Origin of the sequence: Catalinimonas alkaloidigena (assembly GCF_029504655.1) — a bacterium.
In the GTDB taxonomy this organism is placed as follows: Bacteria; Bacteroidota; Bacteroidia; order Cytophagales; family Cyclobacteriaceae; genus Catalinimonas; species Catalinimonas alkaloidigena.
In genome coordinates this window covers 1,197,792-1,212,470 of sequence record NZ_JAQFIL010000001.1, presented here as the reverse complement: position 1 = coordinate 1,212,470, position 14,679 = coordinate 1,197,792, and the positions used below count along the sequence as shown (strand labels likewise).

Sequence of the window (14,679 nt, the reverse complement as noted above, 5' to 3'; positions counted from 1 at the left end):
CCATTTAATTAGACAGTATCTTTGCTTATTCGTAACCCTGCATAATATCAGGGGTTAATAGAGATTGTCCAGCTTCAAAATCATAAAGCGTAAGCGCTCTTAGGTTATAATAATCAGTCCAAAAATCGTTAAGCGCCTGAATATAGTCTCTTCTCGCCTGGTCTTTCTCTTGCAAAGAGATAATCAGATCAGTAATATTAATCTTACCAATCAGGTATCGTTGTTTGGTAATTTCATATTTACGGGCAGCAATATCATTTGATATTTCAGTAATCTCTACCTTATTGCGTAACATTTGATAGGTCTTCACCTGGGTATACACTTCCTGCTCAAAATTGATCCTCTCCTGATCCACCTGGTACTGGGTAAGGTTCAAAAGCGCTTCCTGTGTTTTGACAATTGACTTTTGCCTTCCCCAGTTCACAATAGGGATAAAAAAGCTTACGCCCAGCCGTTGCTGATTCTCAGGATTGTTGTAAATGTCGGGAAAGTCATCCGCGCGATTAGTAAGCCCGTAAGTAGCTTCCAAAGAAGCGTTTAGCCCAGTATTTCCTTTGGCTTCTGCCATATCTCGTTCTGCTTCTTTTATCTGACGGGCAAACTCTACGGTATTAGGATTATTTTTGAGCGCTTCGCTAATCGCCGTCTGCTCATTCACTTCAAATTCGGGAATATCATCCGGTAGAGCCAATACAAAACTTTCGGTATTATTAAGTCCGATGAAAGATCTTAGCCTTAGGGTACTGGTTTCCAAATCCAGACGTGCCTGGGCTACCTCCTGCCTAGATTTCATCACATTAAACTCTACTCTTAACAGCTCATTCTCTCCTATTTTCCCCAGATTATAACGTCCTTCAGAAATTTGGTATACCGTATCATTGCTGGAAAGGTTTTTTTCAGCGAGTTCCAGGTTGATCTGCGCAAGCAATACATCAAAAAACAGATTAGTAGCCTGAATAGAAAGTTCTTCCATATCTTCAGCATATTCTTTCAGGGATTCCTCATACTGAAGAGGTGCTATTTCTTTATCCCATTTATACGGATTAAATCCAAAAAGCTGCTGCTCAAAGCCTATGACTGCCGGATTACCGCTATATGTTGTTTGATCCGTTTCAAAATTGTCAAAACGCTGCATTTCTGACTCTATGAAAATACTACCGCCAGTAAGCCCGATCACCTGCCTTACACCTAAGTTGAGACTGGTAAGGTTCTGATTGACTCTTCTAAACTCTATACTTCCATCAGGTTGTGTAATAGGATTGTTGCTACGCTGATAGAATGGAAAATCCCCACTCAAATAGAGTTGTGGGCGATATTCAGACATAAAAGAACGATATGCCCAAAAACGGTTTTGCTTTCTGGTCTCCGCGAATAATGAGGAAGGCGATTGTTCTTTAGCAAGAGTGATGATTTCCTCTAATGTATATTCCTGAACAATTTGAGGGCTTTCCTGTGCTGTACTTGAGTGAAAGAAAAAAATTAGGCTTAGGTTGACAAATATTAGCTTATAACAAAGGCGTTTATTCATATCTAAGTGAGGTTATAGGATCTTGGTTAGCTGCTTTTCGGGCAGGTGCGATTCCAAAAATAAGGCCGACTGTTGCGGCTACACCGAAAGAAAGCATAATTGAAGTAAGAGTAATTACGGTAGGTATGTCAGCGATGTTGGAAATACCCATAGCGATCAGCATTCCTAAAATAACACCAATCAAGCCTCCGGCAAGACTGATCAGCATGGCTTCAAAAAGGAACTGCAGGATGATATCTGACTTCTGCGCCCCGACTGCCAATCTGAGGCCAATTTCTTTGATCCGCTCCATCACCGAGGCCAGCATGATATTCATGATACCAATTCCACCAACCAGTAAGGAAATTCCAGCCAATGCTCCCAATACAAAATTGAATATCTGGTTGGTCCTTTGTTGCTGTTTGATCAAAAGTTCAGGTATGGCAATTTCATAGTCAACAACCCCGAAATGGCGCCGCTGTAGCATCCTGGATAATACATCGGCAATCTTGCTTAATGATTCTGTTTCGTCCGCTCTGATTACCAAGCGATCCAACTGATGGTAATTCCTACTTTCCATAAACTCCTCATCAGTAGTTTCTGTATCATCGCTTTGTGTATTCCTGCTGTTAGCTTCCTGAATCTGGGTTTGTGTAATAAGAGAACGATCTCTGTACCTGATGAGCATCGTGCTAATAGGCACATAAACATCCATATTATAATCCCTGATCCCCAAGCGATTAATATTTTCCTGAGAAATCAAACGACGTTCTAACACCCCGATCACTTTCAGCCACTGATTACCCACTTTGATCATTTTATTCAGAGGATCTTCTTCGCTAAAAAACCTATCCTCAATGGATTTACCAATAATACAAACGGGTTCTCCTTCTTCAATCTGCTTGGCAGAAAACATCTCTCCATACCCTAAGCGGAAATTAGCCAGCCCAAAATAGCTTTTCTCTACACCTACCAGTTTGGCCGAACGACGGATACCATTTTTGATGATATGTTTATCCATTATTATCTCCGGACTAATCGTGCTGATGCCAGGAATGATCTCCTGAATGCTGTTCACATCCAGCATGGTAAGCCCCGGGGAGAACTTGGGCTTCTGATTAGCAATATTACTGCTTTCATTTACTTCTTCTTCCGTCTGCTCAACCACTGGTTGTACTATGATATTATTTACACCTACCAGTTTGATCTGTTCCAGTATCTCTTCCTGTGCTCCGGCACCAATACCCAGCATGGCGATTACAGCCGCCACACCGAAGATAATGCCCAAAGCAGTAAGGAAAGAACGAAGCTTGTTAGCCAGAATAGCTTCCAGCGCAATACTAAAATTCCCAACTATCTTTTCATTCATTTCCTACCTCAGTTAATGGTTGTGGTTCTTCATCCAGGTAAGCAATTCTTTTGTCATCTGGATTATCCGGAATAGACAGATAAATGACATCTTCTTCTTCTAAGCCACGGCTTACTACTGCCACATCATTACCTTTCGGGCCAAGTGCTACTTGCTGTTTTACTGTGGTAAGGCCACTTCTCTTAAATACATACACCAGCGTGTCTCCCTGACTCTGAATTGCCTCCAGGGGCACGACCAGCACATTTTCCATGAAATTTGTAATGATCATATTACTGGTTGTCATGGCAGGGCGAAGGGTAGTATCACTTTCGTTTACTCGTATAGAAACCTCAAACACTTTAGCATCTGAATTTGGTCTTTGCTCCCCCACATTGGCTACATCTGTTACCTCTCCAGTAAGTCTTTTTTCAGGAAAAGCGTCCAGGCCTATTTCTACCTGCTGGCCAACATTGATCCTGCTGATGTCTACTTCGTTTACATAGGTCCTGGAAATCATAGACGAAAGATCAGGAAGCGTTGCTACCACCGGATCCCAGGCACGAACCTGTGAACCTTTGCCTTTCTTACGACCATCCCGCTCTCTTTCATAGATTACCATTCCGTTTTCAGGGGCGCGAATTACAAACTCAGTATTTAGCTCTTTCAGCCTGTTTACATCCATTCGATCATCCTGCAAATCAGCACTAGCTTGCGCCATCTGAGTTTTACTCTTTCTCAGCAGCAAATTATATTCTTGTTTCGCCTGCTCCATCGCACGCTTGGCTTTTTCCAGTTCCAGTTCTGCCTGTTTGATTGTTGCCGGGGGTTCGTACTGAGATTGCTCCAGCGTGAGTTTTTTCTGTTCCATTTCATAACCCAGCGTAATCATCTTCTCCCTCTGCTCACGCAGTGTAATGGCAGTATCTATTTGTGTTTGCTCGAAAGCATTCTGGCTTTCCTGCATATCCAGCTCTTCGCTGCTAATACGTTCGCTTAATTCAGAATTATCGAGTCTTGCTACATAATCACCTTTTTCCACCACTGTACCTTCAGGAACAATATCTTCGATATTAGCCTGGTAGATTCGCGCTCTCTGCATACCCATAGGGCCTCTGATTTCTACAGAATTTCTTGCCTGTAGCTCTCCGGAAACAGTAACATCTATTTTCAGGCTTGTACGTTTTACCTCAGTAAGAATATCACCTGTCTCTTCATTACCTTGATCATCAAAGTAGTAGTAAGCACTGACCGCCACGATCAGTATAATCAATGGAATAAGAATTTTTTTTAACATGATAGGTTTTGTATTGAAAGTGCTGACGAATATGAATATATATTTACACAGATTTTTCTATGCTACTTCTTCTGATCTCGGTGTTGACTTCATCTTTTTCTATTAGGCCATCTTTAAGCCTGATGATGCGATGTGAATAATGCGCTATATCATCTTCATGCGTAACCATAATGATGGTATTTCCCTGATCGTGCAGGTCCTGAAAAAGATCCATCACATCATATGAAGTTTTGGTATCCAGATTACCGGTGGGCTCATCTGCCAGTATGATACTGGGGTTGTTTACCAATGCTCTGGCAATAGCGACTCTCTGCCGCTGTCCACCGGAAAGTTCGTTAGGTTTGTGATAAGCTCTACTTCCCAGTCCCACGCTTTCCAGCGCCTGCAACGCTCTATCTTGCCTTTCTGACTTATTGATACCAGCATATATTAAAGGTAGGGCAACATTATCCAGTGAAGATGAGCGAGGTAGCAAGTTGAAAGTCTGAAAAACAAAGCCAATTTCTTTGTTACGCACCGTAGCCAGCTCATTTTCACTCATGTGACTGACATTTTGATCATTTAAAAAATAAGTGCCAGAAGTAGGTGTATCCAGACAACCGATAATATTCATTAGCGTAGACTTTCCTGAGCCGGAAGGCCCCATAAAAGCTACGTACTCTCCACGATCTACTTTGATAGAAATGGATTCCAGGGCATGAATCTCCTCTTCCCCCATGTGGTAAAACTTGGCAATAGCATTAGTTTCAATAATAGGCTTCATGTAGTTGAGGCTATGGTAGTTCAGGTTAGAGTAAAAAAACGCATGCTAAGAGTCAGCAGAGTCAACTGCTGCTTAACTAAGCTTTTAGTTATCTAACTTATGAAAAATAAAAGATTTATCTATCTTTTTAACGTTATTTTCTGCCAAGTATTGAAAATAATATATTAAGCTCCTGAAAAATAACCTTCTTCAGCCTGAGGGCAAATACTTATAAATTAATTAGAGTCCGGCAATTTATTTGTGAAACTTGTATCCAAGTGGATGGGTATCTGATGATTATTCACAAAGTACGAGGATGAAACTGTAGCTGGTGGGCTGGCGTGAGCAACAGTATTTGATAACACGAACAAAACAATACATAATACAATCAGCACCATAAATCTCTTGAGCATGAAATATTTAATAGTTTAGGTAAACAGTTAGGTAAATATAGTACTTATGATTATATCATTTTTTTCCAAAATTACAAGACCGTTCCCAAAAGTTCATGAAATTTTTTAAACAAAACACTTTATTATTCAGTCTCTACCTTTTGTTGGTAGTTTTCTTACCAAAATCACCGTCACAAGCACAGGAAAAAGCCTACCGATTATCACCTGATAAAGAAATACCACTGCTCACTACCGGAACACTTGGCACAGTTAGCAGCCTGGTACTTAGAGTCAATCAGAGCCCACTTGATTCAATGCAGATCATTGAACTAAATCGTGATCACCTTTTAGGTTTTGATTTACCCGCAACAGAAAACTATAACCAGGACGCACGTATTGCCAGTGATGTATTTTTAAACGTATCATATTTATTTCCTCTAGCTCCTTTGCTCATTAAGGATGCCCGTCAGGAATTTGGGATTATCAGTGTAATGCTGCTGGAAACAATACTTCTCAATGAGACGTTTACGGGGCTTAGTAAAGTATTGGTCAGTCGTCCACGACCGTTTACGCATAATGCTGACGTTCCTTTTGAGGAGAGAATACAGGAAGACAATAATCTCTCCTTCTTCTCCGGACATACTTCCTATACCGCTGCGCTTTCTTTTTTTTCTGCGCAGGTACTCTCACAGTACATAGATAATCCTACCACACGTAAAGTGATCTGGGCAGGGGCGATTGCCTGGCCCGCTGCTACTGGCTACTTCAGATATGCCGCCGGTAAGCATTATATCACTGATATCCTCACCGGATATGTGATAGGAGCTGCACTCGGCTATTTTATTCCCCGCCTACATGAAACGACCAAAGGAAAAAATTTGGAAACAAATACCAAGGGCTTCCACCTTGACCCACAAGCCAGTCAGATGTTTAAGCTGGTGTTTGTTTTTTGAGAGTACAATAGTTCTAAGTGTTATATTTGTTATAAATAGAGAAAGCCATAACACTTAGAACTATCATACTACCATTACCGATGTTTCCAATCAAACTTATCCAGACTTTCCAGTGAAGCTTTCAGCAGTTGGATGCAGGCATCTATGTCTTTTTTGTTGGCCATCTCAATCACCTGGTGAAGATGACGTGTAGGTATGGATATGGCTCCCGCGATGGCTCCCTGCTTACCCATACGCTGTATGCCCGCAGTATCGGTACCTCCGGCAGTCAAAATCTCAGGCTGCCATTTGATATTGTTCTTCTCGGCAGTCTCTTTCAGGAATTCTACCATGCGGTAGTCGGCAATGGCTGAGGCATCCATGACTTTGATGGCCGCACCCTCACCGAGATTGGTAATCTTCTCATGTGCCTGCGCTCCGGGCAGGTCAAAAGCGATAGTTGTATCCAGTCCGATGCCGAAATCTGGATTGATATTATGCGCAGCCACATTGGCACCTCTCAGCCCCACTTCTTCCTGTACGGTAAATACGCCATAGACATCATAGGGCACTTCCTGTAACTGTCGCAGCGTTTCTATCAGGATAAAGACCGACACGCGGTTATCTATAGACTTGCAGTTGACGCACTCTCCCATCTCTACCAGTTCTCTTTCACGGGTAATGGGATCCCCAACCTTCACGATCTCTTTTACCTCGTCAGCATTCATGCCCAGATCAATGAAATAGTCGCTAAGCTTGGGGTTTTTGTTTCTTTCTTCAGGACTCATCACGTGAATAGGCTTACTGCCCATTACGCCGATGAGATCCTTCTTGCCATGCACCACTACCCGCTGCGCGGTCAGTGTTTTGGGATCAAATCCACCCAAAGTATGAAAGCGCAGGAAACCTTTATCATCAATGTGGGTGACGATAAAGCCGATCTCATCCATATGGGCGGCGATCATTACCTTTTTGCCGTCAGGATTATTTTTGGCTTTCTTGACAGTCACTACGCTGCCCATATTGTCCACTTCCAGGCTATCCACCAGTGGTTCTACTTCTTTGATGACTAGATTCCGAATACGGGACTCAAAGCCGGGTGCGCCGGCTATCTCACATATGTCTTTTAATAAGGATACGTTAATACTCATAGGGAAAAAAATCTCTGTTTACAATTTTCGGTAATCTAGCAGGATGAAAGCAAAAAAGAAAGGCTGCTAGTCTTTAGCCACCAAGTATAGAATCAAAACCATCCTGACTGAAAATAATAGGTAGTCCTTCAAAAGGAAATTTATTCGAACTTGAGCCGATAGCAGGATGAGTAAAATGATTTGGGGTTGGGACTTGCTAGCAAATACAATTAGACTTAGTTTTTTTATTATACTCTTAACACAAAAGATCCCTCCAGGATGACAGAAAAGGAAGGGTCTTTCATCCAGTAGGGAACCTGATAAGACTTGTGAAGTCGTTTGAATTGTATCAGGGAAAGTACAATTCATCATAGCACTACTTTGTTCGGGGCTTCTGATTGCTGAGGAGATTCGTCCAGGGCCACACTGGCTACTTTCATAAAGTCGCGCATCCACTTATCCAATATGTCTATCTGCGCATTGCGCAGCAATTACCAGGGGCAATACTGAAGTAAGGGATTACTCTTGAATTAAATCTGGTCCTGTATGATACAACGTATTCAGTATTTGATTAGCTTTATTATACACACAAAGGGAGTGAATTTCCCCTCACCCCACCCAAGCCATGTCCATCAGAAAACTTATGTTCGTTCTGTATGCTGTCATGCTTCTCTCCGCTGTAAACATTTCAGCTCAGCACATACTTGCCGAATTTGATTCCATTTCCATTTCTAAGCTTAAGTCGCTCAAGCCTAGATACCAGGTAAACCATACCATAGTGAGCGAAATCTCTCTCATCAACAGGGCGCCTGAAGCTGTGAGCTATGTTCCGAGAAAATTCTGGGCAAACCTGAGAGAGGGGACTTTCACCTTATTGACAGGCTTTAGTACCAGTTCAACAGAGGATGCATTATGGGTATCGGAAAACGAGATTAAGTTTGCTGACCCAGCCTATACCTGGCAGGTTCCTCTTTTCTTTCACGGAGCGTATATGAAAAATAGGGAACGTGTAGAAAATGACGATGGCAGCAGCAGCGTGGAGACACAGAAGGGAGTGTATGTAGACTGGAGTCGTGGTGCATATGGACTCATTCTTAGTCAAGGCGATTCTCTGGGTGGTTTTACCCTGATCACCAATCTCGAGGATGATACTGCCAGTATGTCCTGGCTGGCACGTATCGGTGAGGAACAAAGCCAGGTGAGAGATAAGTTAAAAAAATATGAAGCAGGCCAGATGCACTATAATTTTCAGCTGATCGCGGTGCTTCGCGGAAACTTATACACCATACTGAGCAGTGGTAGCCATTTTGCATCACTTATCATGCTGGAAGCAGAGCCGATAGCAATCTTTCAAAGTAATCCCAACTATATTATCCTCAATAAAAAAGACCGCATAACTCCTTACCTCTTGTTCAGCAAGACCGTAAAAGAAGAAGAGCGCATGGACCTTATCCGGCTGGCTTTCTTAAGCGCTATCCTTGTTCGCTCCATGAGTGTAGATTTTTATAGTATGTAATTTGGTATACAAATATACTCACCTGAATATGCCATTCACCTCCCTCAATCTTTCCTGTAAGCAGCTGCCACAGGAAACTGCATTTTTTCATTATCATTTTCAGTGTCTTCTCTGCCAACCTAAGGGCCGTAGGGGCAATCCATTGGGGCAATGAAATAGTAGGTGACACATAAGGAGGTGAGGCATACCACAGAACATTACATCCATTCAGTAGCAAAAAAGGGCCATTTTATTAGCTAATCTGTTAGAAAGTCGGATTATTTTCTCAATTTTATAGGCAATTCATCAAAATCACAAAAAGTAAGGGATTAGAAGCAGATCATGAGACAAAGGTTATTGAGCGAAGGCGCAAAGGAATTGAGTTACGAAATCCGTGGAATTGTTAGAAAAGCACAGCAATTACAAAAGCTAGGCAAGCCCATTTTCTGGGAAAATATAGGAGATCCTATCCAAAAGAATTATCAGGTTCCTGAATGGATCAAAGAGATCATCGCTGAGCTTCTTAAGGAAAATACCACTTATGGCTATTGCGACTCCAAAGGCGTGTTGGAGACCCGTGAATTTCTAGCCAGGCTCAATAATCAGCGAAATGGTGCACAGATTACCGCAGATGATATTCTTTTCTTCAATGGGCTGGGCGATGGTATCTCCAAACTTTATCAATACCTGGTGCCTACTTCCAGAGTGATAGGCCCTTCTCCCTCCTACTCTACGCATTCCTCTGCCGAAGCTTCTCATGCCAACCACCATCCAATTACCTATCAGTTGGACCCCAACAATAACTGGTATCCCGACATGGATGATTTGTACATGAAGGTGAAGTACAATCCTAATATTGTGGGCATACTGGTGATCAATCCCGATAATCCTACGGGTGTGGTATATCCGCTGGAAATTTTGCAGCAAATGGTGGAGATTGCCCGTGAATTTGACCTCTTCCTGGTGGCCGATGAAATTTACCTGAACATCACATATAATGGTGCTAAACACATTGCTTTAGCAGATATTATAGAAGATCTGCCCGGTATTTCTATGAAAGGAATCTCTAAAGAACTGCCTTGGCCCGGCTCACGCTGTGGCTGGATGGAGTTTTACAACCGGGACAACTCAACTGAGTTCAGCAAGTACTGCTCTACTTTAGAAAATGCCAAAATGATAGAGGTATGTTCTACCAAATTACCTCAAATGGCTATTCCACGAATTATGGGTAGTCCTAGATATCCAGAGTATCGTATTGAATTTAACAACGCAATCGGCAGAAGAAGCGCTATTATCACAGAGATGTTACAAGACATCCCTGAGATTACCTTCAATCCCACCTATGGGGCTTTTTACAATACCATTATCTTTAAGGAAGGGGTACTTTCACCTCACCAAAGTTTGAAAATTGATGATCCTGCAGTAGCCTCTCTACTGAATAGCTGGCTGGACGCTGAGCCGGATATGCCGCTGGACAAACGTTTTGTTTATTCACTATTGGCTGCTAAAGGGGTATGTGTAGTTCCTATATCATCTTTTTGTTCTGACTTGCAGGGTTTCAGGGTAACTTTGCTGGAGAATAACGAAGAAATACTTGTGGAAACTTTTAACAGAATCCGGGATGCTGTTAAGGAATTTACACGGGCTTAACGACCTATGAGAACAAAGCCAGCCCAGTGATAGGGTTCTTCATATTTTTCCCTCATCGTCCGTTGTGCATTTAAAAGCGCGAGGGATTTGCTTTGTCCTGATAACCAGTTTTCGTAAAAAAGTGAAATCAGTTCTGTTGTAGATGCATCGTCAACTTTCCACAAACTCATCAATACACTCTTTGCGCCAGCCACCAGGAATGCCCGTTGCAATCCATAAACACCCTCACCATTTTTCACTTCTCCCAGCCCCGTTTCACAAGCACTAAGAACCACAAGATCAGTACCGCTCAAATTGAGGTTCATAGCCTCGTAGGCAGTAAGCACGCCATCTTCCATTTCCAGATTCAGGCTATCCGCATTTCTCAAAACACTGGCAGCGCCTGCCAATAGTAAGCCTGAACGTAACAAGGGGTTAGCAGACACATTTTGCATATGAATACCGAAGGCCCGCTGATCCACCTCAAGCGGTAAATCGCTCAGAAAATAACCATGCGTGGCAAAGTGTAATACATCAGGCATAAGTACCTGCTTGATTGCTTCTTCTTTTGCCTGTGCTTCAGTTAATTTTTTTACTCTCCAATTCTTTGCCTGCATCATTCTCTCTATGGTGTTCACTTCTACTCTGGTGCCAGGCAATGGGTGCAAGTTATAGTCTTCCTTTTGACTGCTCTTATTCCACTTAAACTCCCCTCCATCAATAAATACACCATTACCATCCCTTAGATATGGTACTTCAGCCTGGCTCAATAAATCCAGCTGATAATCGGGGTATCCTAGAATCAGCGCCTCCTTGTACGGATCTGTTCTACCCTCAGACACATCTTCAGTAAGCTCCCGGGTACTGCTAAGCATACGAAGGTTTATTTCATCTAATAAAAAAGTCTTGCTATTTTGATTATAAAGACTGTTCAAGCTGATTTTATTATAGACACCATCCGGAGCAAAATAGACAGTTTTAACCTCAGCAGACAATGCTTCACCTATACCCCTCCAGTACAGTGCATAAGAAAGTTCATCTTCAATATGATATTCAATGGCGTTTTTGTAGTAATTGAAGTTCTTGGTTTCCATAGCCTGACCATCCGGTAGTACTGTAAGCTTTGGAGAGGCCTGACCAGGCTCTACGATTAGTGCAATATATACGATCGGTTGCTCCTGATTTTTACTGATGCGTAGCACTTCAACGGCGGCTTCACCCGGTTGAAGTCTGCTTTGCACATCTTTCCAGGTAAGCATACGGTTTTCCAGACTTCTTGCAAATATTTGAGAACTTGCAGAAAGCTTTTTCTCAAGCTCATTGGCATCTTCCTCCACGGCGCTGATATTCAACTTTCTATTGGTTAGCTCCTGAGAAGATAATGTGTAATATTTTGCCAGCTGTTCTTTTTTCAGCAACCATTCTTCATAGAGCTCAATCAAATCTTCGTCACCACTTTGAAAAATACTTCTGCGAATACGGCTGGATGCATCCAATAACATAGCTTTCGTGATCAGCTGCAAATTATAGAGCTTTGATAGTAGTTTCTGTTGACTTTGCGGGGAAATCAGGCCTTCTTTTAGATTCATGTTCATCGCGAAATCTCTATAGGAGTTTAGCACAGGTTCAATGCGCTGATAAAACGCACTCTTCTCCTTTTCGCTTAAAGCAGGAAAATACTCCTTGAGTTGCAATGAATACAAGTTTATTACTTCTTCAAATAGTCCCTCCACCTCTGTGTATTGCTTAAGCCGATAGCTATTTACAGCTTTTCCATACAAAGCATAGGCATAATCGGGATGCTGTTTCCCTAAAAGCTTTGCTCTTAATGAGACCACTTCATCTAATAAAGGAGCTGCTCTTTCATACGCTTCCAGATCTTGGTAGAGAAGCGAAAGGTTCAATAGAATAGTAGAATATAAAGGGTGCTCTTTTCCCAGGCTATTTTGACAGATAAGCTGGGCTTCTTTCAGCAATGGTTCAGCTTTGCTCAGGTCGTCATTATTTTGGTAAAATGATGCCAGACTGTTTAATGCTATCGCGTAAGACGGATGTTGCTTACCCAAAGTTTGTTCATCAATTTCCAGGGTCTCAAGCAGGTAATTCTCAGCTAGCTGATTATTTCCCTTGATTTCATACAGTGAAGCCAAGTTTTGTGTAGCAGTAGCATAATCCGGATGATATCTGCCATAACTTTTTCGCAACACATCTCTACTTTTCATAAGTAGGGGTTCAGCGGCATCATAATTACCCAACTGCATATAAAAATTAGCCATTTCAATTGCTGTAATTGCGTAAGCAGGGTGGTTTTCAGAATAGATACTTTTCTGAATATCTAATGCTTGTTTTAACAAGGGTTCTGCTTCAGGATAACTTCCTAAAGCTACTTCAAGCCTTGCCAGATTACTCAGGTTTTGTGCAACCAAAGGATGCATTTCACCATATAAATTTTCGTTTTTGATCAGTACAGTTTCCAGCATCCTTCTGGCTTGCTCGTAATTAGCCTGCTCCAAGGCAAGTAATCCAAGATTGGACAATACCGCAATATACTCTGGGTGGTCTAAGCCCAACAGCTGCCTTTTGATGCTCAGTGCCTCATCAAAAGTTTGTTTAGCATTTTTAAAGTCACCTTTTTCCTGATGCAGGAGGGCATAATTACTCAGAATACTAGCATAAACATTATTCTCCTTACCTCCGAGGGTATTTTGAATCCGTAATGCTTCCTGATAGAATATTTCAGATTCGGTAAATAGTCCTATATCCTGATACAATGCTGCCATTCCAGTGATTGCAGCAAGATATTCTGAGCTCAAGCTGGCATTTGCAAGCTTACTGATTTCAGTTGACCGCTTGTAATAATAAATAGCACTGTCGTGCTGAGTCAGTTCCTGATAAGTTCGTGCAAAATTATAGTAAAGCGTAGCTACCCTTAACTGTTCACTTTTACTTTTTAAGTCTAATTGGTTTAGTATTTTTTCTGCCTGATAAAGACAGTCAAGCGCTGTTTCAGACTCACCTTTATCTTTATGAATCAGCGCCTTGTTGTTAAGCGCTGACACATAAGCCATATCAACTACCCCTGTAGTGTCTGTGAGTAATGCCTGATGCTGGTTATAAAGCTGTATTGCATCCTCCGCTTTTCCTTGTTCATAGAGGGCCATTGCGTAATTATCAATACTGGCCCAAAGCCTGTCATCTTCAGGCCTGGTAAATTGGACATTTATAGTGTAGGCCTGTTTTAACCACGCTCTTGCTTCTTCAGGGCGAATCTTTAAAGATAACCTTCCTAGATTATTGAGCACAGAAGCCCACCGAAGGCTATCCTTCAACTGATTGTTTTCAAACAGCTTGTTTAAGTCAGCATAGCACTCAAATGCTTTGTCAAAGTCTTCTCTCAACAAATACTCTGAGGCCATCGCATATAATGTTTCTCCTTTAAATATTAGCGTATTTTTGTCGGTGCTTCCTTCAAAGCAATGAACGGCTTGCTCCAGATAATCTAACGATGTGACCTCACCGGCTTTCTTACTTTTTTTAAATGCGAGATAGTATTGAACCCCCTCTTCTGTACCTTCAGATAGATTGGACTTCATGCTGACTAATAAACTATCTGCCTGTTGATATTGATGAGCTTGGATATAAGCATCTGCTAAAAATAAATGTAACTGACTTAGCTCATCCTGCTCTCCTTCCAGACTTTGAAACAATTTTTCAGATTGCTCAAACAGCTGTATTGCTGTAAAAGGATCGTCATTGTTTAGTTTAAGTACTGCCAGATTGTAAAGAGACTCAGCATAAGCTTTTGGCGGCTGCTCATTGAGTAGCTTTCTTAGAGCTACCTCCTGTTGCGCATATTCTCTACCCTGTTCATTCCAACCGGCTGAATAACTGATGAGTACTAACAACTTAAGGTATTGTGCATGTATAGCACTTTTTACCCCTGCTTGCTGTTTGGCACTGGCTAAATATTGAACCCCCAGAGATAAAGCTTCTTCATACTTCCGATCCTCATAAAGATTTTTAACTTGCTCATAATCCTCCTCCCGGTGCTGGGTATAACCTAACAAGGGGAAGAAAAATAATATGATCAAAAATATTTTTTTCATGGTAGAACCAGGGGATTGCATTTTCATTTAACCTCAAAGCAAACAACTTAAATTCAATTTTTTGTTCAATTACACAAACTTATTATTGGGTTTGGAGAAAT

At 41.7% G+C, this 14,679-nt stretch carries 10 protein-coding genes; 3 read left to right on the top strand and 7 right to left on the bottom strand.

Going from position 1 to position 14,679, the window contains the following annotated elements; all coding sequences use genetic code 11:
- Positions 1-25: 25 nt before the first annotated feature.
- The 4 genes from OKW21_RS05100 to OKW21_RS05085 are packed head-to-tail and all read right to left on the bottom strand — an operon-like array spanning position 26 to position 4,915.
- The gene (locus tag OKW21_RS05100; RefSeq protein ID WP_277477912.1) at positions 26-1,528 is read right to left on the bottom strand and encodes a TolC family protein; all 1,503 of its coding nucleotides are present in this window, start codon (positions 1,526-1,528) and stop codon (positions 26-28) included.
- The gene (locus OKW21_RS05095) at positions 1,521-2,876 is read right to left on the bottom strand and encodes an ABC transporter permease (protein WP_277477909.1); all 1,356 of its coding nucleotides are present in this window, start codon (positions 2,874-2,876) and stop codon (positions 1,521-1,523) included. The genes OKW21_RS05100 and OKW21_RS05095 overlap by 8 nt, the downstream gene beginning before the upstream one ends.
- Positions 2,869-4,152, bottom strand: coding sequence for an efflux RND transporter periplasmic adaptor subunit (locus OKW21_RS05090; RefSeq protein ID WP_277477906.1), 1,284 nt, complete (start codon positions 4,150-4,152; stop codon positions 2,869-2,871). Before OKW21_RS05090 ends, OKW21_RS05095 begins: the two co-directional genes overlap by 8 nt.
- A gap of 43 nt (positions 4,153-4,195) precedes the next feature.
- Entirely contained in the window at positions 4,196-4,915 is a 720-nt protein-coding gene (locus OKW21_RS05085; protein WP_277477904.1) for an ABC transporter ATP-binding protein, read from the bottom strand.
- Between the two features lie 487 nt (positions 4,916-5,402).
- Between OKW21_RS05085 and OKW21_RS05080 the strand changes: the two genes are divergently transcribed.
- Positions 5,403-6,239: a phosphatase PAP2 family protein gene (locus OKW21_RS05080; RefSeq protein ID WP_277477901.1), complete on the top strand. Its 837-nt coding sequence runs from the start codon at positions 5,403-5,405 to the stop codon at positions 6,237-6,239.
- Positions 6,240-6,313: 74 nt separating this feature from the next.
- Here the strand turns inward: OKW21_RS05080 and OKW21_RS05075 are convergent, their stop codons facing one another.
- Positions 6,314-7,369 carry a M42 family metallopeptidase gene (locus OKW21_RS05075; protein WP_277477899.1) on the bottom strand — a complete coding sequence of 352 codons (1,056 nt, stop codon included), beginning with the start codon at positions 7,367-7,369 and terminating at the stop codon, positions 6,314-6,316.
- A 347-nt stretch (positions 7,370-7,716) separates the two neighbouring features.
- Complete coding sequence (locus OKW21_RS05070) at positions 7,717-7,839, bottom strand: hypothetical protein (protein WP_277477897.1); 123 nt, start codon at positions 7,837-7,839, stop codon at positions 7,717-7,719.
- Between the two features lie 134 nt (positions 7,840-7,973).
- On the opposite strand from OKW21_RS05070, the gene OKW21_RS05065 reads away from it, so the two are divergent.
- Positions 7,974-8,864: a hypothetical protein gene (locus OKW21_RS05065; protein ID WP_277477895.1), complete on the top strand. Its 891-nt coding sequence runs from the start codon at positions 7,974-7,976 to the stop codon at positions 8,862-8,864.
- A gap of 321 nt (positions 8,865-9,185) precedes the next feature.
- Complete coding sequence (locus tag OKW21_RS05060) at positions 9,186-10,493, top strand: pyridoxal phosphate-dependent aminotransferase (RefSeq protein ID WP_277477893.1); 1,308 nt, start codon at positions 9,186-9,188, stop codon at positions 10,491-10,493.
- Here OKW21_RS05060 and OKW21_RS05055 read toward each other — a convergent pair.
- A complete protein-coding gene (locus tag OKW21_RS05055; protein WP_277477890.1) occupies positions 10,490-14,578 on the bottom strand; it encodes a CHAT domain-containing protein in 4,089 nt (1,362 codons plus the stop codon). The two genes, OKW21_RS05060 and OKW21_RS05055, sit on opposite strands and share 4 nt — an antisense overlap.
- Positions 14,579-14,679: the final 101 nt, after the last annotated feature.